We start from the raw sequence: 17,899 nt of genomic DNA, 5'->3' as shown, positions 1-17,899 counted from the left end.
GGAATCTTGGGCTCGTCTTGGGATGTGCCCGACATTACGGACGAATGCCTAGGATGCGGACATGTCCGGATGGTCACGCCGCGACGTGCTGCTCGGCGGCGGCGCGCTCGCCGGGGCCCTGCTGGCCGGTGGCGCGCTCACCGGCTGCGCACCGCCGCCCCGGCCGCCGGAGCCGTTCCGGCTCGCGACGGGTCCGGAGGGCGCGGTCTACCGGGAGATCGGCTCGGCACTGGCCGGGCTGCTGGACCGCGAGTGGGGCCGCGAGGTCGTCGAGGTCGTGCACACCGACTCCGCCCCCGAGAACGTGGCCCTGCTGACCTCGGGGCGGGCCGAGCTGGGGTTCGTCAACGTCGACGTCGCGCTCGCCCACCCGGAGCCGGTCGTCGCGCTGGCCCGGGTGTTCGACTCGGTGCTGCACGCGCTCGTGCCCGCCGCGAGCCCGGCCCGCGACGTGCGTGACCTCGACGGTCTCACCCTCGCCTGCGGGGCGCCGCTCTCGGGCACCCGGTTCGTCACCGAGCGCCTGCTGGAGGTGGCCGGGGTCCGTGCGACGCTGCGCAGCCACACCCAGGCCGACTCCGTGCGGGCCTTCCGGGCCGGGGAGGTCGACGGCGTCCTGAGCCTCACGGGTATGCCGACGCCCGCGGTCACGAGCTCGCCGCGACCGGCGGGGTCCGGCTGCTGGACCTGACGTCACAGGTGGAGACGCTGATCGCGCGGCACCCGCTGGAGTACGTACCCGTCGTGGTGCCCGCGACGATGTACCCGCCGCTGGAGGCCGCGCCCGCTCCGGCCGTCCCCACCCTGCTCGCGGCGTCGCCGTCGATGGACGACGCGCTGGCGTACTGGCTCACCGACCAGCTGTTCACCCACGCCGACGAGCTGTCCCGGGTCCGGCTGGAGGCCGGTCAGATCAACCCGCGCACCGGGGCCGCGACGACCCCGGTCGCGCTGCACCCGGCCGCGCGCCGCTGGTTCCGCGACCGGAAGCCCTAGGGCGCGTCTCCTAACCCGGCTGGTCGGGCCTGCGCGATGATCAGTAGGTGTCGCGCCGTGCCGTCCTGACCGATGCCCAGTGGGACCGACTCGAGCCGTTACTGCCCTCGTCGGACGGGATGCCAGGGCGCCCGTTCGCCGATCACCGCAGAGTGATCGAGGGGATCATCTACCGGTTCCGCTGCGGGCTGGCCTGGCGTGATGTCCCGGTCGAGTTCGGGCTGTGGCAGACCCTATGGAAACGCCACCGCCGCTACTGCGGTGACGGCACCTGGGACCAGGTTCTCGCAGCTCTGCTCGCCGATGCCGACTCCGCCGGTCTCGTGGACTGGGCCGTGTCGGTCGACTCGACGATCATCCGCGCTCACCAACACGCCGCGACCCTGCAGCGGGACACAGGGGGCCGGATCGAACTACAAGAATCTGCTGATCGAGCCGCCCGATCACGCCTTGGGCCGCTCCCGCGGAGGGCTCGGCACGAAGATCCACCAGCTCGTTGACGGACACGGCCGCCCGCTGGTCGTACTGGTCGGCCCTGGCCAGGCCGGTGACGCCCCGATGTTCGCGCACCTGATGTCACATCTGAGCGTCGGACGGGTCGGTCCGGGCCGACCGCGGACCCGGCCCGAGCGGGTCCGCGCAGATAAGGCCTACTCCTCACGCGCCATCCGCGCCCACCTGCGCGGACGACGGATCGTCGCGGTCATCCCGGAGCCGGCTGACCAGCAGGGACACCGGAAACGACGCGGCACACGCGGCGGTCGACCACCGGCGTTCGACCGGGTCGACTACCGCGGCCGCAACGTCGTCGAACGCGGGTTCTGCGAGGTCAAGCAGTGGCGCGGCCTCGCGACCCGCTACGACAAACTCGCCCTGACCTACCGCGGCGGAGTTGCACTGAAGGCCATCGTCACCTGGTTGCGCACTTTAGGAGACACGCCCTAGGCGGGCGACACCGGACACGGGTTCCGGACCCGGCGCTCACCGGTCCGGGCGCCGGCGCCTGCGGTACGCGGCGACGCTCGCGCGGTGGGCGCAGGTCCGCGTGCAGTACTGCTTCGAGCCGTTGCGCGAGAGGTCCGCGAACGTGGCCCGACACGCCGGCCCGGCGCAGACGCCCAGGCGACCCGGACCGAGCGTGGTGAGCACGGCCGCGAGCGCCCCGAGGGTCAGGGCGGCGAGGTGCGACGCGGGGCGGTCGCTGTCCGCGGTGAGGTCGGCCCGCCATCGGCCCCCGTCGTGGCGGACCACCGGGGTGACCCGGTGGCGCCGCAAGCCGTCGTTGACGACCTCCGCGGCGGCGTGGGCGTCGCGGGCGGCCGTCTCCAGTACGGTGCGCACCGTCTCCCGTACCGCCCGGACCTCTGTCAGGTCGGCGTCGGTGAGCGGGTGGGGCACATCGGGCCCGCCGGCGGTCGGATGGTCGGCGAGGAAGGCCCGCAGCTGCGGCAGGGTCTCCAGGTCGTCCTCGCCGCGGACCGGGCGCAGGCTGTTGGCCAGGTCGACGGCCGTGGCGATCCGGGTCGAGGCGTAACACGCATCCAGCATTTGACGTGTCTCCTGTCGGCTTCCTATCGTGACACCTCTCGCGGGTCCAGCGTGTCACGGTGCAGGTGGGAACGCCGTAGGCGAGCACCGGCGGGAAGCCCGGGGGCTCGCCCGGGCGTACCGGCGCCGGCCGCACGGTCCGCCGTGCACCACCCGTCCTCGTGTGGAAGGAACACCGCCGTGACCGCCGAACCGTTCGAGGTCACCGTCACCGATGCCGAGATCGCCGAGCTGCGCGACCGGCTGCGGCGGACCCGCTGGCCCGAGCCCGAACCCGTGGCGGACCGGTCGCAGGGGCTGCCGCTCGCCCAGGCGCAGGAGCTGTGTCGCGCCTGGGCCGACGACTACGACTTCGGGTTCGCCGAGCGGGTGAACGCCTTCCCGCAGTTCCGCTCGACGATCGACGGGCTCGGCATCCACTTCCTCCACGTGCGTTCCCCCGAGCCGGACGCGTTCCCGCTGGTGCTCACCCACGGGTGGCCGGGGTCGGTCCTCGAGTTCCTCGGGGTACTCGGTCCCCTGACCGACCCCCGCGCGCACGGCGGGGACCCGGCCGACGCGTTCCACGTGGTCGCACCGTCACTGCCCGGGTACGGCTGGAGCGACAAGCCCTCGGTGACCGGGTGGGGTGTCGAGCGCACGGCACGGGCCTGGGACACGGTGATGGTGTCGCTGGGCTACCGGCGCTACGGCGCTCAGGGCGGCGACTGGGGGTCGTCGGTGTCCGGCGCGCTGGGCGAGGTGGCGCCCGACCGGGTCGCCGGCGTGCACGTCAACCTGGGGTCGGTCGCGCTGGGCGGGTTCGACGACCCGACACCGGCGGAGCGTGCCGCCCTCGCGGCCGAGCGGGAGTTCGCCCGCACCGGTCGGGGCTACTCGGCCCTGCAGTCGACCCGCCCGCAGACCCTCGGCTACGCCCTGACCGACTCGCCCGCCGGGCAGGCCGCCTGGATCGCCGAGAAGTACCTGGCCTGGACCGACGGGTCGAGTCCGGTGTCGCTCCGGGAGCTCCTCGACGAGATCTCGGTCTACTGGTTCACCGCCTCGGCCGCCTCGTCGGCGCGTCTGTACTGGGAGAGCTTCGCCCGCTTCCGTGAGCCGGTGAACGCCCCGTCCGGGCTGTCGGTCTACCCGCACGACCTCGCCCGGCCGTCGCGCCGCGAGGCCGCACGGCGGTTCACCGATCTGCGCTGGTTCGCCGAGCTCCCGCACGGTGGTCACTTCGCGGCGCTGGAGCAGCCGGCGTCGTTCGTCGAGCAGGTGCGCGGCTTCTTCCGCCTGGTCCGCTGAGACGGCCACCGCCGCCGGCGGTGTCGGCGCACCCGGCGCTCCGGCGGCGCATCACCCCGGCCGGGGCGATCCGCGCCACGGCAGGACACGGTGCCGCGACGCCCGCACGCCGGGCTCGGCGGCGGCCCGCGGACGGTCCCGTCGCACACCGGCGCGGCCGGCGGACCCGGATCACCGGACGCCTCCCGGCGGCGAGCTCGCAGCCGGTGGCACCGCGACGACCGCGGTGAGTCCGCCGCCCGGGGTGGGGACGAGGTCCAGCGTGCCGCCGGAGTCGTCGAGCACCTGGGCGACGATCGCGAGCCCCAGCCCGGTCCCCGGCACGTTCTGGTCCCGCGGTGACCGCCAGAAGCGCTCGGTCGCCCGGCGCCGCTCGGCGGGGTCGAGCCCGCGGCCGTCGTCGGCGACGACGAGGCGGTAGCCCCCCTCGGGGCGGCGGGCCCCGTGCACGGTGAGGGTCCGACCGTCCGAGAGCCGGCAGGCGTTCGCGACCAGCTCGTCGACGACCGCGGCGAGTCCGCCGGTGGGCTCGCACACCACGGTGGCGGTGTCGGCGAGGTCGGCGGTGAAGGTCATCCCGGCGCCCCGTGCGGCGGCGGACCAGGCGGCGGCACGTCGCCCGAGCGCACCGTCGACGGTCGCGACGGCCGCCGGTCGGTCGCGCAGCGCGGTCGCGGCCAGCATCCCGTCCACGACCGAGCTCATCCGGTCCAGGTCGTCGACGGCGTCGTCGTAGGTCGCGCGGGCGTCCGGGTCGCGCTCGGACAGGTGCGGGGCGAGGTTCTCCACCGAGAGCCGGGCCGAGGCGATCGGGTTGCGCAGCTGGTGCGCGGCGTCGGCGACGAAGCGCTGCTGGCGATCGATCGTGCGGTGCACGGCCTCGACCATGTCGTTGAACCCGGCGGCGAGGTGGCGCAGCTCCGGTGGGCCGCCCGCCGGGGCGGCCCGGGCGCCGAGGTCGCCGGAGCGGACCGCGGCGGCGCTGCGCTCCAGGTCGGTGACCGGCCGCAGGATCCACCGCGTCATCGGGCCGACGGCCCCGATCACCAGGGCGGCGACCAGGGCGAACAGCCCGCCGAGCAGGGCCCAGTCGCGCAGGATCCGGGCGCGGACGGTGTCGGTCGGGACCGCGAACACGAGCGCCGCCACGACCTGGGAGTCCCGCCCGACCGGTGTCACGACGATCTCCTCGGCGGTGTCCCACGGCAGGACGGTGCGCTCCAGCGGCGGCAGCCGCCCCGCCATGGCCCCGGTGAGCCGGGGCAGCGCCGCCTCCGGCGGGCTGCCCGGGTGTCCGGGACCGGTCGCGTGCAGGACGTGCTGCTCGCGGTCGAGGAACCAGACGCCGGTGTCGTAGAGGGCGGCGTACTCGTCCAGCTCGGCGCGCAGCCGGGCCAGGTCGGCCTCCAGCGCGGTGCCCCCGGTCAGCGCGGTCAGCGCCAGCACCGAGAAGCGCGAGGCGTCGGCGAGCCGGTCCGAGACCAGCGTCGCGGTGTGCCGCTCGGCGATCGTCGCCGCGGTCGGCACCAGTACCCCGAGCAGCAGCAGGACCAGCAGCGGGGTGACCGCGACGACGAGCCGCCGCCTCACGACCCGGCCTGGTAGCCGACCCCGCGCAGGGTGCGGATCCGCACCCTGTCCCGGACCTTCCCGCGCAGCGTCGCCATGTGGGTGTCCAGGGTGCGTGAGCGGGCCTCGGACGGCGCCGACCACACGCGGTCGAGGATGACGCCGCGCTCCACCGGGCCGTCGTGGGTGAGCAGCAGCGCCAACACGGCGGACTCGGTCGCGGTGAGGGCGACCGACCAGCCGTCGTCGACGTCGGACAGCGTCCGGGCGGTCGTGTCGAGCCGGAGCGACCCACGCCGGTGCACGACCGGGGCGGGGACCTCGCGCAGGGCGCGGGTCCGCCGGTCGACCGCCTCGATCCGGGCGAGCAGCTCGGCGAGGCTGAACGGCTTCACGACGTAGTCGTCCGCCCCGGCGCGCAGCCCGACCACCCGGTCGGTCTCGCCGTCCTGCGCGGTCACCACGAGGACCCCGGTCGCGGGATGGTCGCGCAGTCGCCGCACGACGGCGGACCCGTGCCCGTCGGGCAGGCCCATGTCCACCAGGGCCAGGTCCGGTACCTGTTCGGCGATGGCCTCGTGGGCCTCGGCGACGTCGGCGGCGCGCACCACCCGGTGGCCCTCGCGGAGCAGGGCACGTACGAGGCCGCGGGCCACGCGGTCGTCGTCCTCGACCACCAGGATGCGCACGGATCCCAGAATAGTCCGACAAGACGGACAAACAGAACAACCGCGTGCTCGCAGGCCTGAAGCGCCGGGGACCGGGTACGTGCAGCCGGTGGTCGTGCCCGAGGAACCCCTGACGGTGTCGCTCCCGGTGGGGGCGGCGCTGTCCGGGCTGTCCGCCTACGAGGTCTGGGTCCGCTACGCGGGTCTCGGCGGGACCGGTACCGAGCACGACGTCGCCGTGATGCTGAGCGACCCGGTCGCCGGCGCCCCGGCCGACCGCGTCCTGCTGGCCCGGGTGCTCGACGCGCACCTGGTCGTGCTCGGGTGCCGTCGCCGGGTGCGTCCGGGCACGGGGGGCGACGCGGCGTCGCCCGTGCCCTGACCGGTCGGCTCAGCCGTGCACCGACCGGGCGAACCCGACGACGTCGCGCACGGCGTGGGCGTAGACGTCGGGCATCGCGTCCCGGAACAGGATCATGCCGACGTGGCAGAGCCCGGGGTAGACCAGACCGACCGAGGGGACCCCGGCGGCGAGCAGTCGCCGGTGGTGGGCGAGGCCCTCGTCGCGCAGCGGGTCCAGCTCCGCGCAGGCGATCACGTGCGGCGGGAGACCGTGCAGGTCCTCGGGGCGGGCGGCCGCGGCCCAGCAGGTCGGGTCCCCGGCGTGCGCGGAGCCGGGGTCGTAGACCTCGGCGAGCAGCGGGAACAGCTCCCGGTTGAGCCAGTAGCGGTCGTTCTCCCACAGCGACGCCAGGTCCGCGGGCGCCCGGTCCCAGGACCCCAGCACGTACGGGCACTGGGCGTACACCCCGGCGATCCGCCCGGACCAGCCGTCGCGACGGGCCCGGATCGCCAGGCCGAGCGCGAGGTTCGCCCCGCCGGAGTCCCCGGTGACCACGACGTGCGTCCCGCCCAGCTCCGCGAGGTGCTCGTGGACCCAGTGCAGGCCGGTGACGCAGTCGTCCAGACCCGCCGGGAACGGGTGCGGCCCGAGCCGCCCGCCGCCGTTGCGGTACTCCACCCCCACGACGACGGCGCCCTCCGCGGCGAGCTCGTCGCGCCAGCGGACGTAGAGCGGACCCTCGGTGGCCAGCATGACCATCCCGCCGCCGTGCACCTGGTAGACCACCGGGAGCGGTCCCGGCACGCCGGTCGGGCGGTGGACGTGCAGGGTGATCTCGTGACCGTCGGCACCGGGCACGGTCCGGGTCGTGCGGTCGATCCCCGACATCGGGGCCCAGCCCGCGGCCAGCGCGGCGAAGAACCCCTCGAAGCCCTCCTCGACGGCGTCGACGAACCCGAGCAGGGCCGGGCGGCCCGCGGCGCGGTCCATCGGGGCGTCGTCGGCGTGCCCGGTCAGGCCGAAGGCCTCCAGCACCGCGACCATCCGCGGGTCGGCACGCGGGTCGTCGCCGATCGTCGTCGACGGGGCCCCGAGCCGGCCGGGCGCGCGGAGGGGTGCGGGGGCGTCGGTGCTCATGCGGGCTCCTCGGGCAGCGGGTGTCACCTGATCGTGTCCCGGGTCACACCCGTCCGTCAACGGCGTCGTCGCGCCGTGCCGGGGCCGCCGGCTCCAGCAGGTGGACCTCGCGCTCGAGGTCGCCCATCCGGTCCCGCTTCGCCGGCGGCGGCTCGGGCACCGGGCCGCCCTCGCGGATGACCCGCGCGGTGTCGGCGAGCCGGTCCACCCGGCGCAGAATGCCGTTGCGGTGCAGGTACCAGGCGAGGAAGCGGGTCGCCACCGCGACCGCGAGCGCGATGCCGACCGACAGGTAGTCCCGGATGCGGATCCGGTTGATCTCCGAGATCCGGTCGTCGAGCAGCTCCCGTTCACCGGTCCGCATCTGCTCGACCCGGCTGCGGATGCCGTCCATCAGGTTCTTGCCGTAGGCGAGGTCGCCGCGGATCTCGCCTCCGGTGTCCCCACCCGCCGCGACGACGTCGCGCTGGCGGGCGAGGTCGGCCAGCTGCCTGCCGGTGAGGTCCTCGAGCTCGGAGATGCGGGCGAGCTTGTCCCGGCGGGGCTTCTCCCCGGGCTCGGCCTCGGCCAGCCCGCGCAGCCGGGCCAGCACGGAGGGCAGCTCCGCCGACGCCTCGGTGAACGGATCGAGGAACTGTCCCTGCCCGGTCAGCTGGTAGCCACGGACACCGGTCTCGGCGTCGACCATGAGCGTGGTCAGGTCGCCCAGCGTCCCGGTCATCTCGAACTTGCGCTGGATGTCGGTCTCGATGTCGACCCGCGCCAGGTTGCCCGAGAGCGCCAGCCCGGCGGAGAGCAGCACCGCGAGCAGGGGCAGGCCGACGGTGATGCGGCCCTGCACGCGCAGGGGGAGCTCGTTCCAGTACCGCAGGACGGGACGCGCCGGAGCGCTCAGGGTGTCGCGAAGGCTCCTGGCCACCGACGGAGTGTACGGACGGGTCGTGCCCGCCGGCCCGTCCGAGCGGTCGTGCCCGGCCGCTGCCCGGCGGTCGGTCGCCGGCCCCCGGGGACCGGGTGACGCGTACGCACGCGCGGGTGCGGCCCTCAGGCCCGGCGCCCGACGAAGGTCCCCGCGACGAGTGCGACGGTGCGGTCGGCATCCTCGGCGAGCCGGCGCAGCACCTCCTGCGGCCCGGGTCCGGGCAGCTCGACCAGGGCCTGTGCGACCCGGATGCGGGTCGCGGGGTCGGTCCGGTCCAGCCCGCCGGTGAGCGCGTCGAGGACCCGTCCGGCGACCGAGGGGTCCGCGCGCGAGAGCGCGGCCAGGATCTCGGCGGCCTCGACGTCGTCGTCCCCCGCGCGCACCATCGCGACCAGCTCCGGGACGGCGTCGCCCGCCCCGGCCCGTCCGGCGGCCGTCGCGGCACGGCGGCGCACCCGGGGCTCCGGGTCGGCCAGGGCGTCGAGCAGTGCCGCGGTCGCCGAGGGGACCGGCGCGGCGTCGGCGAGCGCGTCGACCGCGCGTCGCCGGACGGCCGGGTCGTCCGAGCCCAGGCCGGCCGCGAGCGCGGCCGCGGCCGCGGCGTCCGGGTCGCCCGCCCGCTCCAGCGCCGAGCGCAGCGCCCACCGCAGCGCCCCCGCGACGTGCGGGTCGGACTCGGCGAGGACCGATCGGGCCAGCAGCTCCGCGGGCAGCGCCGGGCCGTCGGCCGCAGCCAGCGCGGCCTGCTGTCGGCGCCCCGCGGCCGGCGACCCGAGTGCCCGCAGCAGCCCGACGACGTCCACGACCTCGGTCCAGGTGCCCGCACCGGTGGCGTCGACGGTGTGCAGCCGCGCCAGCAGCTCCCGTTCCCGCTCCAGGCGCTGCTCGGTGGCCCGGACCAGGTCCGCGACCAGCCCGGACGGGTCGAACCCCGGGTCGCGCAGGGCCTCGCCGACCTGGGCCAGGGACAGCCCGAGTGTCCGCAGTCCCTCCACGTGGAGGAGCCTGCGGACGTCGTCGGGGGAGTACTCGCGGTAGCCGCCGACGGTCCGCCCGGTCGGCCGGAGCAGACCGACGGCGTCGTAGTGGCGCAGCATCCGCACGCTGACCCCGCTGCGGCGCGCGACCTCACCGATCAGCACGCGGCCGCCTCGTGCCCCGGGCCGAGCGCGACCACCCGGCGCGCCTGTGCCACGGCGTCGTCGAACCCGGTGGCCGGGTCCTCGCGCAGCAGCACGGTCGCCCTGGCGTGTGTGGCGACGTCCGGGTCGGGTCCCGCTGCGGCCCGGTCGAGGACGGTGTCGGCCGCCGCGCCGAGGTCGGCCAGCGCCCGGGACAGGCTCAGCCGTACCGCCCGGTCGCCGCGCCCCAGCTGCCGGCCGAGCTCCTCGGCGAGCCGGGTGCGCCCGGCCTCGGGAACGAGCACGACGGCGGTGCGCCACGCGGTGCGGGCGACCTCGTCGTCGGGGTCGCGCAGCAGGGCGGGCGTGACCCGGTCCGCGGTCGCCGGGTCGGCGATCTTGGACAGGGTGTGCAGCGCCTGGGCCCTGGCCCGCGGTGACGACGAGCCGAGCTCGGCGTCGAGCCGGGGCAGCACGTCCGCGGCGGGGAGCCGGGTCAGGGCCCAGGACAGCATGTCGCGGACGAAGAAGTCCGGCTCCTCCCCGCAGCGGCGCACCAGGGCGTCGAGCAGGGCCGGGTCGGGGGCCGACCCGGCGGCGAGCGCGGCCCGCAGCCGGACCGAGGGGTCGGCGGCGGACAGGGACGCGGTGATCTCCGGTGGTGTCATGACCACCACCCCAGTGCCTGTCACGGTGTCAGGGTCAAGTCCGTCGCTCCGTGGACGCAAGGGGTGGCGACGACGACCACCGCGCGGGGCTCCGGCGCGGGCGGGGCCCCGGTGGAGCGACGTCAGCCCGGCGTGATGACGACCTTGAGCGCCTGGTTCGCCGCGGCGTTCTTGAACACGTCGTAGGCCTCGTCCATCCGGTCGAAGGTGAACGAGTGGGTGCCCATCTTCTCCGCCGGGATCCGCCCGCCCGCGACCATCTTGAGCAGCGTCGGGATGGACACGGTGTCGACCAGCCCCATCGTCAGCGTGACGTTGGAGATCCACATGTCCTGCATCGGCAGCTCCACCGGGGTGCCGTGGACACCCACGTTGGCGATCGTGCCGCCCGGGCGCACCAGCGACGCCGCCGTCAGCAGCGTCTCCGGGTAGCCGACGGCCTCGATCGCGACGTCCACGCCGAGCCCGTCGGTCAGCGCGGTCACGTCGGCGACGGTGCCCGGCCCCACCTCGACGCTGTCGGTGGCGCCGAACTCGATGGCCTTCTCCAGCCGGAACTTGTTGGAGTCGATCGCGATGACCTTCGACGCGCCCCACAGACCGGTCGTGAGGATCGCCGAGAGCCCGACCGCACCTGCGCCGACGACGGCGACGGTGTCGCCCGGCCGCACGTTCCCGGCGAGCACACCGACCTCGTAGCCGGTCGGCAGCGAGTCGGCGAGGAAGATCGCCTGCTCGTCGGTGACCGACTCCGGCACCGCGTAGAGCGAGGTGTCGGCGTAGGGGACCCGGACGTACTCGGCCTGGGTGCCGTCGATGAGGTGGCCGAAGATCCAGCCGATCCCGCCGACGGTCTGGCAGTGCGACGGCATGCCGCGCTGGCAGTAGTCGCAGCGGCCGCACTTGGTGATCGCCGGGACGAGGACACGGTCGCCGACGGCGAAGCCGGACACGGCGTCACCGACGGCGGTGATCGTGCCGACGGCCTCGTGGCCGAGGATGCGGCCGTCGGTGACGGCCGGGACGTCGCCCTGCAGGATGTGCAGGTCGGTGCCGCAGATCGTGGTGGTGTCGACCTTGACGATCACGTCGGTGGGGTCCTGGATCGTCGGGTCCGGGACCTCCTCCCAGGCCTTGGCGTCCGGTCCGTGGTAGACGAGTGCCTTCATCTGCTCACTCCGTTGGTCGCAGGGGTGCCGAGGGCGTCGGCGGGCCCGACGCTAATGCGGGAGTGCGCATGTGACTGTCCCGTTCTGGGACGACTCCGCGGGCGGCACGACCCCCGGCGACGGCCGTGTGTCCCGGCCCCGGGACACCTCAGCCGATGTAGCTGATCCCGAACGCGTCGATCTTGCGGTAGAGCGAGGACCGGGCGATCCCCAGCAGCTCGGCGGCCTGGTAGCGGTTGCCGTGCGCCTCGTAGAGGGCCTGGATGATCACGTCGCACTGCGCCGCCTCCAGCATCGACATCCGCGGCGCGCCACCGGTGAAGCACGACGACGGCAGGTCCGGCGCCTGCACGACGCCGACCGGCTTGCGGGCGATGACGTAGCGCAGGACGTCCTCCAGCTCGCGCAGGTTCCCCGGCCAGGCGTAGCCCTCCAGGACCCGCACCACCTGCATGCTCAGGCTCAGCGACCGGCCGCCGGACAGCGACAGCAGCACCGACCGCGCGAGCTCCCCGAGCTCGTCGGCCCGGTACCGCAGTGCGGGCACCCGGACCGTGTCGTGGAAGTGCCGCAGCAGCAGCCCGTACGGCCGGGTGGCGTCGACCGAGGGGGTGTCGATGCAGCCGACGACGGTCGGTGCCGCCGGCGCGGACACCAGGAGCCGCAGCGACTCGTCGAGGCGCCGCGCGGCGACCGACCCGAGCAGCGTGAGCCGGCGCAGGACGAGCAGCCGGGGCCGGTCCCCGTCGGTGCCGCGGACCGTCGGCAGGAGGGGGCCACCGGACTCCGCGATCCGCGCGCAGTCGAGCACCTGCACCGTCCCGGCCGGGTGGCTGCGGCGGAACTGCTCGACCGCCAGGGTCTGCTTCCCGACCCCCGGCTCGCCGACGAGGAGCAGGTGCCTGGTCCGGGCGGCGACGGCGGTCGCGACGTCGCGGCGGGCACGCAGGTAGGGGCTGAGGAGCTCCCGGTTCGCGCGTCGCCGCACCTCGGCGGCGGCGCCGTCCGCGTGTGCGTCCCGGAAGTCGGCCGCGAAGTCCCGGCGTGCGGTCGGCGCGACGTGCGAGCCCTGGCGACGCATCGCGTCCGTCGTCCGGGACCCGGCCGGTACTCCCACGCTGCGCCGCCCGGCGCTGACGTGGCCCACGACGGCGCCGCCGTCCCGGACGACGGAGGTGGCGACGTCGTCGCGGCGGCCCGACGGCAGGTCGGCGGTGGACCCGGCGGGCGGCGGTTCGGCGAGGGCGGCGTCGGCGAGCGCCCGGTCGAGGAGGTGGTCCCGGTCCTCGCGGGGCAGGGCCCGGAACCCGGGACTGCACAGGGTCGCCCGGCCGTCGGTCGCGACGACCCACTCCGCCCCGGACCGTGCGCAGACGTCGTCGAAGCGGGCGTGCAGCAGCCGCCCGGCCCGGTGCCCGCGGTCCCGGACGTGCTCGCCGATCTGGCGGGCCAGCTCCGCGGCGACGGCCGCGCGCAGTGCCGAGCCGCCGCCCGGCGCCGACAGGTGCGCCACGACCACCACCGTCTGCGGGGCCGCGTCGCTGTCCGACGGCACCGGCGCGGCGGCCTCGGCCAGGCAGGCGAGGTCGGGGTGCAGGTGCTCGGGGCCGTCCACCCGGGCGGCGCGACCGGTGGCCCGCACCAGCGCGGACGCCGTCGTCGCCACGTCCTGCTCGGCGATCCGGAAGCCCGGGGCGACCAGGACCGCGTCGAGCAGCGTGGCGAGGTCCGGGCAGGCGTCGCGGCGGACGCGGACCACCCCGTCGCCGTCGACGAGCAGCACCGAGCAGCCCAGGTCCTCGGCGCCGGCGAGGAAGCGGTCGAAGACCTCGTCGGCCTCGGCGCCGGCGGCGGGGCCCGGTTCGTGCCCGACGTAGGTCGCGGAGCGGGCCAGGTCGACGCCCAGGTCGAGCGCCCGCTGCCAGGACTCCGCGACGACCGGACGGACCTGGGCGCCCGCGGCACCGACGTGCCGGGTGTGCCGCACCCGCCGGGCGGCGGCCTCGACCCCGGCGCCGGTATCCACGGGCCGAGCGTAGCCAGCGGGCGCCACGCTCCGCGAGGATCGCCGGCAGCCGGCGTCCGCCGCCCACCCTCACCGATCCCGGGCCGGACGACCTCCCGGGCAGTGCGGTCAGGCAGGGAAGTCCGCGCTGCGCGCGAGGTCCTCGTTCGCCCGGATGCCGGCCAGGTTCTTCTCCAGCGCATCGACCACGGCGTCGTATCCGCTGTTGCCCAGGACCAGCCGGCGGGGCGGCGGATCCTGGGACATCGCCGTGATCACCGCACGCGCACCGCGGTGCGGGTCGCCGGGCTGCACGCCGTCCATCCCGACGAAGACGGCCCGGACCTGCTCCAGCATCTCGTGGTAGACCGGGATCGCCTCCTCGACGGTCTCGTGGGCGAACCCGGCGTAGGCGTTGGTGCGGAACGCTCCCGGTTCGACGGTCAGCACGGAGACGCCCTGGGCGGCGACCTCGTCGTGCAGCGCATCGGTGACGGCTTCGACGGCGGACTTCGTCGCGCTGTAGTAGCCGAACCCGGGCGCCGGGACGAGCCCTGCCACCGAGGACACGTTGACGATCCACCCGTCGCCGCGGGCGCGCATCCCCGGCAGCACCGCACGCGTCACCGACAGCACGGCGAAGAAGTTCAGCTCGAACATCGCCCGCATCGCGGACTCGTCCATCGCCTCGACGGATCCGTACCAGCCGCGGCCGGCGTTGTTGACCAGCACGTCGATACCGCCGAAGTGCTCCTCGGCCGCTCGTACGGCGCGCGCCACCTGCGTGGGGTCGGTGAGTTCCAGCGGCACGACGAGAACGCGGTCGCCGTACCGCTCCGCCCACGGCGCCAGCTCCCGGGGGCGCCGGGAGGTCACCACCACGCGGTCACCGGTGTCGAGCGCCGCCTCGGCGAAGGCCATCCCGAAGTTGCCGGGCGAGCCACCGGTGATGAACCACCGCCGCGTCACGGCTCGATCACCAGCCGACCGATCGCCGCACCATCGAGGGTGAAGCGGTAGTTCAGGTCGACGACCCCGCCCGGGAAGTCGCCCTCCAGATGCTGCCCGACGTCGACGCCCGCCTCGGTCGCGGACGCACCGGTGAACTCGGCCGTGTAGGTGTACTCGGTGACCGCGGACGCCAACCAGGCCCCGATCTCGTCGGTGCCCGCGTGGTCGCGCCCGTCGTCGGTCACCACGGCATCGGAGGTGAAGGTGGCGAGCGCCCGATCGGGCTCCCGGGAGTCGAGTGCGGTCATGAACGTCTTCACGGTCTCCGGGAGTGCTTCCCATTCTGCTGTGGACATGGCGCCACGATGGAGCTTCCCGTGAGGGGAAGGTCAACCCGTGATCGCGGGAATGCCGCGACGTTGACCTTGCCCCAGGGGGAGGGTCCAGGGTTGCCCCGCTCGACGCAGATGACGCCGCGCAGAGGAGGACGCCATGGGAGCCCAGGTCTCGATCGGTGACTTCGCGTTGATGACCGGTCTGAGCCGGAAGGCACTACGGCACTACCACGACATCGGCGTTCTCGAGCCGGCCCGCATCGACCCCGGCACCGGCTACCGCTTCTACGACACCGGCCAGGTCGACCATGCCCACATCATCCGCCGGTTCCGCTCCCTGGGCATGTCCGTCCCCGACGTCAAGGCCCTCCTGAGCACCGACGACACGGGGGCCCGCACCGAGATCATCACCACCCACCTCGCACGGATGGAGGATGCGCTCGCGCAGACCCGTGACACCGTGGGGGCGTTGCGTGAGCTGCTGGCCCCGGCGAGCCCTCCCGCCGACGTCGTGTTGCGCCACGAACCCGCGCTCGCCGTGTGGTCCGTCAGCGCCGTCGTCGACGTCTCCGGGATCGACGACTGGTTCGCAGCGGCCCTACGGACGCTGCACCGGGCCGTCGCCGCGGCCACGGGCGCGCCCGGCGCGGTGGTGCCGGGCGGCCTCTACGAGAGAGCGCTGTTCCTCGAACAGCAGGGCCGCGCCACCCTGTTCGTCCCCGCACCACCCTCCGTCGAGCCGCCGGAGGGTGTCCGGGCCGAGGTGCTCCCCCGGACCGAGTTCGCGGTGCTCACCCATCCCGGCGGCCACGACGGCATCGACCGCAGCTACGCAGCCCTGGGGATCTACGTCAACGAGCATCTGATCAGCAGCCAGGGGCCGATCCGCGAACGCTATCTCGGCGGTACGGCCACGGATCCGGCCCGGTTCACCGCGACGGAGATCTGCTGGCCGATCTTCGGTACCACCGCACCCTCGGTGTGAGCGGACCGGGAACGCGGTCGTCGTGACGGCGATCGTCGCCGTCCGGCGGGCCGCCCCGCTGCATCGCCCGCCGCCGTCACCGGATCGTCGACCGCCACGGGCGGGACGACGGGCCCTCACCGGCCCACGGGGTCGCGCAGGATCGTCCGCAGGTGGTCCTGCGGCGTGCTCGCGGTGAACGGGTCGAGGTGGATCTCGTGGTGGTCGCCGACCCGGCGCAGGCCGTGGTCCGCGGCGAACGAGCCCAGGTCGGCGAGGGTCCGCCGCTCGTCGGCGAACGGGCCGTGGTGCAGGACCTGCACGACGAGGCGTGCGGGCAGCGTGTACAGCTCGACGTCCGCCCCGTCCGCCGCGGCGGCGAGCTCCCCGTCGGTCGTCGCCGGGGCGACCTGCGCGAGCACCCGGTACCGCAGGTCCTCGAGCGGGTTGACCCAGTAGAAGTCCGCGATCCCGACCGGCGCCGAGCCCTCCGGGTACCGGTAGAGGATCTCCACGACGTCCTCGGCGCCGGGCACCCGCCGCTCGGCCGGCAGCGCACGGGCGACCGCACGCACGGTCTGCTTCGCGCGGTGGAACGCCTCGGTCCCGGGGCGTCCGCCGCCGCGCAGCGAGACGAAGGTCGTATGGGGGGCCACGGCCAGCTCCGGCGCGTCGGTGGCCGCCAGGTGCGGGGTGGTGGGTACGGCGTCGGTGGTCATCGGATTCCTCCCGGGGGTCGCGGTCGCGCCGACGGTAGGGCCGGTTGCGGACCGTTCTCGTCCGGAACCCCGGCCTATCCTGCGGCGGTGCTCAGCGCCTCGCACCGGCTCCTCCAGCTCCTCACGGTCCTGTCGACCCGCCCGGAATGGTCGGGTGCCGAGCTCGCCGACCGGCTCGGTGTCCACGAGCGGACCGTCCGCCGCGACGTCGTGAAGCTGCGTGAGCTCGGCTACGGGGTCGAGGCGGCGACCGGCCCGTCCGGTGGCTACCGGCTCGGCGCCGGGGCCCGGATGCCCCCGCTGAGCCTGGACGACGACGAGGCACTGGCCACCGCGATCGCGTTGCGCCGGCTCGCCTGGAGCCACCCCGACGGGGAGGGACGCGCGGCGCCCGCCGCCCTGCTGAAGCTGCGGCGGTCGCTGCCACGCCGGGCGGCCGACGCGCTGGGCCGGTTCGACCTGGCGATCGCCGAGGCGGGGGAGCGGCCGGACGCCCACGGAGAGGTGGACCCGGACACCCTGACCGCGCTCGCCGGCGCCTCCCGGACCCGCGACCGCGTCCGGTTCCGCTACCGCGACCGCCGCGGCGCGGAGAGCACCCGCGCTGCGGAGCCGGAGCAGGTCGTCCGCACCGCGCACCGCTGGTACCTCGTCGCCTGGGACCTCGACCGCCGGGACTGGCGGGTCTTCCGGGTCGACCGCGTCGCCGGTGTCTCCGTCACCGGCCCGGCGGACCCGCGCCGCCGGGAGGTCGACGCGTCGGCGCTGGTCGACAAGGCCATCACCACCACGCCCTACGCGGTCCACGCCGAGGTCGAGATCCACCGCTGCCTGGAGGAGGTCCGCTCCCTGCTCCCGGCCACCGTCGCCCGGCACCGCGCCGACGGCCCGGACCGGACCCGGAGCACGGTCGGCGGCCTCGACGCGCGGTGGCTCGCGGAGTTCCTGCTCGGGCTGGGGGTCCCGTTCCGGGTGCTCGGGCCGGACGAGGTCCGCGAGCACGTCGTGTCCCGGCTGGAGGAACTGTTGGCGCTGCAGCGGACACCGTGACGCGGGGCACGACCGCGGCCCGGGTTCCGGACGGGAACGGTCCGGGACCGGGCCTAGCGTCGGCGTCACACCGGACGAAGGGCGTGACCATGACCGACGACAGTGGACTGACCGCGGCCCGCAGCCGTGCCCGGGAGGTGCGGTCGCTCTACGAGCAGCTCGAGGGCCGGCTGCTGGGGCGGACCTGGACCCTCCCGGAGCTGGCGCTCGGGTTCACCCACGACGCCGCGACCGTCGGGCGGCTGGTGCTCGCGGCCGAGCGCACCTGGGACATCGACGGTGACACCGACGCCGAGCTGCGGCACAAGCTCGCCGAGTGCCTGTGGTGGCTGTTCGTGCTCGCCGATCGGCTCGACGTCGACCTCCCGGAGGCCTACGGCGCCACGATGGATCGGATCGGGGACGGTCTGCGGCGCGCGGTCGACGAGGACCCCGGGTGACCGG

At 75.0% G+C, this 17,899-nt stretch carries 17 protein-coding genes and 2 pseudogenes; 7 read left to right on the top strand and 12 right to left on the bottom strand.

The genetic code is table 11. From position 1 onward, the window contains the following. Nucleotides 1-61 precede the first annotated feature (61 nt). Both KPF47_RS31725 and KPF47_RS31720 read left to right on the top strand, forming a co-directional pair. A pseudogene (locus KPF47_RS31725) lies at nt 62-996 on the top strand (TAXI family TRAP transporter solute-binding subunit). Nucleotides 997-1,043: 47 nt separating this feature from the next. Beyond that, nucleotides 1,044-1,941 (top strand): annotated as a pseudogene (locus tag KPF47_RS31720) (IS5 family transposase). 36 nt (nt 1,942-1,977) lie between these two features. On the opposite strand, the gene KPF47_RS31715 reads toward KPF47_RS31720, so the two are convergent. Further along, a complete protein-coding gene (locus KPF47_RS31715; RefSeq protein WP_224392433.1) occupies nt 1,978-2,544 on the bottom strand; it encodes a CGNR zinc finger domain-containing protein in 567 nt (188 codons plus the stop codon). 180 nt (nt 2,545-2,724) lie between these two features. Between KPF47_RS31715 and KPF47_RS31710 the strand changes: the two genes are divergently transcribed. Then, nucleotides 2,725-3,834 (top strand): epoxide hydrolase family protein, encoded by a 1,110-nt coding sequence (locus tag KPF47_RS31710; RefSeq protein ID WP_224392432.1) that lies wholly within the window; start codon nt 2,725-2,727, stop codon nt 3,832-3,834. Between the two features lie 171 nt (nt 3,835-4,005). On the opposite strand, the gene KPF47_RS40555 is transcribed toward KPF47_RS31710, so the two are convergent. Then, nucleotides 4,006-5,424 carry a HAMP domain-containing sensor histidine kinase gene (locus tag KPF47_RS40555; RefSeq protein WP_224392431.1) on the bottom strand — a complete coding sequence of 473 codons (1,419 nt, stop codon included), beginning with the start codon at nt 5,422-5,424 and terminating at the stop codon, nt 4,006-4,008. Then, the gene (locus KPF47_RS31700) at nt 5,421-6,092 is read right to left on the bottom strand and encodes a response regulator transcription factor (protein WP_224392430.1); all 672 of its coding nucleotides are present in this window, start codon (nt 6,090-6,092) and stop codon (nt 5,421-5,423) included. Before KPF47_RS31700 ends, KPF47_RS40555 begins: the two co-directional genes overlap by 4 nt. 115 nt (nt 6,093-6,207) lie before the next feature. Between KPF47_RS31700 and KPF47_RS31695 the strand changes: the two genes are divergently transcribed. Continuing rightward, complete coding sequence (locus KPF47_RS31695) at nt 6,208-6,453, top strand: hypothetical protein (RefSeq protein ID WP_224392429.1); 246 nt, start codon at nt 6,208-6,210, stop codon at nt 6,451-6,453. Nucleotides 6,454-6,462: 9 nt separating this feature from the next. Here the strand turns inward: KPF47_RS31695 and KPF47_RS31690 are convergent, their stop codons facing one another. The 8 genes from KPF47_RS31690 to KPF47_RS31655 all read right to left on the bottom strand — a co-directional run bounded on the left by KPF47_RS31690 (nt 6,463) and on the right by KPF47_RS31655 (nt 14,743). Next, nucleotides 6,463-7,551, bottom strand: a complete 1,089-nt coding sequence (locus KPF47_RS31690) for an alpha/beta hydrolase fold domain-containing protein (RefSeq protein WP_224392428.1) — start codon at nt 7,549-7,551, stop codon at nt 6,463-6,465. Nucleotides 7,552-7,594: 43 nt separating this feature from the next. After that, the gene (locus KPF47_RS31685; RefSeq protein ID WP_224392427.1) at nt 7,595-8,470 is read right to left on the bottom strand and encodes a CHASE3 domain-containing protein; all 876 of its coding nucleotides are present in this window, start codon (nt 8,468-8,470) and stop codon (nt 7,595-7,597) included. A gap of 125 nt (nt 8,471-8,595) precedes the next feature. After that, complete coding sequence (locus KPF47_RS31680) at nt 8,596-9,615, bottom strand: MerR family transcriptional regulator (RefSeq protein WP_224392426.1); 1,020 nt, start codon at nt 9,613-9,615, stop codon at nt 8,596-8,598. After that, entirely contained in the window at nt 9,609-10,262 is a 654-nt protein-coding gene (locus KPF47_RS31675) for a HEAT repeat domain-containing protein (RefSeq protein ID WP_224392425.1), read from the bottom strand. The genes KPF47_RS31680 and KPF47_RS31675 overlap by 7 nt, the downstream gene beginning before the upstream one ends. Nucleotides 10,263-10,384: 122 nt before the next feature. After that, entirely contained in the window at nt 10,385-11,431 is a 1,047-nt protein-coding gene (locus KPF47_RS31670; protein ID WP_224392424.1) for an alcohol dehydrogenase catalytic domain-containing protein, read from the bottom strand. Between the two features lie 148 nt (nt 11,432-11,579). Continuing rightward, the gene (locus KPF47_RS40550; RefSeq protein ID WP_224392423.1) at nt 11,580-13,457 is read right to left on the bottom strand and encodes a helix-turn-helix domain-containing protein; all 1,878 of its coding nucleotides are present in this window, start codon (nt 13,455-13,457) and stop codon (nt 11,580-11,582) included. A gap of 108 nt (nt 13,458-13,565) precedes the next feature. After that, complete coding sequence (locus KPF47_RS31660) at nt 13,566-14,405, bottom strand: SDR family NAD(P)-dependent oxidoreductase (RefSeq protein ID WP_224392422.1); 840 nt, start codon at nt 14,403-14,405, stop codon at nt 13,566-13,568. Beyond that, nucleotides 14,402-14,743 (bottom strand): nuclear transport factor 2 family protein, encoded by a 342-nt coding sequence (locus KPF47_RS31655; RefSeq protein WP_224392421.1) that lies wholly within the window; start codon nt 14,741-14,743, stop codon nt 14,402-14,404. The genes KPF47_RS31660 and KPF47_RS31655 overlap by 4 nt, the downstream gene beginning before the upstream one ends. A gap of 136 nt (nt 14,744-14,879) precedes the next feature. Between KPF47_RS31655 and KPF47_RS31650 the strand changes: the two genes are divergently transcribed. Next, on the top strand, nt 14,880-15,707 hold the full coding sequence (locus tag KPF47_RS31650; protein WP_224392420.1) for a MerR family transcriptional regulator: 828 nt from the start codon (nt 14,880-14,882) through the stop codon (nt 15,705-15,707). Between the two features lie 116 nt (nt 15,708-15,823). On the opposite strand, the gene KPF47_RS31645 is transcribed toward KPF47_RS31650, so the two are convergent. Then, entirely contained in the window at nt 15,824-16,405 is a 582-nt protein-coding gene (locus KPF47_RS31645) for a GyrI-like domain-containing protein (protein WP_224392419.1), read from the bottom strand. Between the two features lie 87 nt (nt 16,406-16,492). Between KPF47_RS31645 and KPF47_RS31640 the strand changes: the two genes are divergently transcribed. Further along, nucleotides 16,493-17,455 carry a YafY family protein gene (locus tag KPF47_RS31640; protein ID WP_224392418.1) on the top strand — a complete coding sequence of 321 codons (963 nt, stop codon included), beginning with the start codon at nt 16,493-16,495 and terminating at the stop codon, nt 17,453-17,455. A gap of 89 nt (nt 17,456-17,544) precedes the next feature. Then, nucleotides 17,545-17,895 (top strand): hypothetical protein, encoded by a 351-nt coding sequence (locus KPF47_RS31635; RefSeq protein WP_224392417.1) that lies wholly within the window; start codon nt 17,545-17,547, stop codon nt 17,893-17,895. The last annotated feature ends 4 nt before the right edge of the window (nt 17,896-17,899 follow it).

This window comes from Pseudonocardia sp. ICBG1293, from assembly GCF_020131355.1.
In the GTDB taxonomy this organism is placed as follows: Bacteria; Actinomycetota; Actinomycetes; order Mycobacteriales; family Pseudonocardiaceae; genus Pseudonocardia.
The sequence above is the reverse complement of the archived record's forward strand: the minus strand, read 5'-3'. Positions and strand labels throughout refer to the sequence as shown.

What these genes read in the sequence shown, in the direction of transcription:
- KPF47_RS31715 (WP_224392433.1), bottom strand. Translation starts at nt 2,544, where the DNA reads ATGCTGGATGCGTGTTACGCCTCGACCCGGATCGCCACGGCCGTCGAC.
- KPF47_RS31690 (WP_224392428.1), bottom strand. Translation starts at nt 7,551, where the DNA reads ATGAGCACCGACGCCCCCGCACCCCTCCGCGCGCCCGGCCGGCTCGGG.
- KPF47_RS31675 (WP_224392425.1), bottom strand. Translation starts at nt 10,262, where the DNA reads ATGACACCACCGGAGATCACCGCGTCCCTGTCCGCCGCCGACCCCTCG.
- KPF47_RS31670 (WP_224392424.1), bottom strand. Translation starts at nt 11,431, where the DNA reads ATGAAGGCACTCGTCTACCACGGACCGGACGCCAAGGCCTGGGAGGAG.
- KPF47_RS31655 (WP_224392421.1), bottom strand. Translation starts at nt 14,743, where the DNA reads ATGTCCACAGCAGAATGGGAAGCACTCCCGGAGACCGTGAAGACGTTC.
- KPF47_RS31650 (WP_224392420.1), top strand. Translation starts at nt 14,880, where the DNA reads ATGGGAGCCCAGGTCTCGATCGGTGACTTCGCGTTGATGACCGGTCTG.
- KPF47_RS31645 (WP_224392419.1), bottom strand. Translation starts at nt 16,405, where the DNA reads ATGACCACCGACGCCGTACCCACCACCCCGCACCTGGCGGCCACCGAC.
- KPF47_RS31635 (WP_224392417.1), top strand. Translation starts at nt 17,545, where the DNA reads ATGACCGACGACAGTGGACTGACCGCGGCCCGCAGCCGTGCCCGGGAG.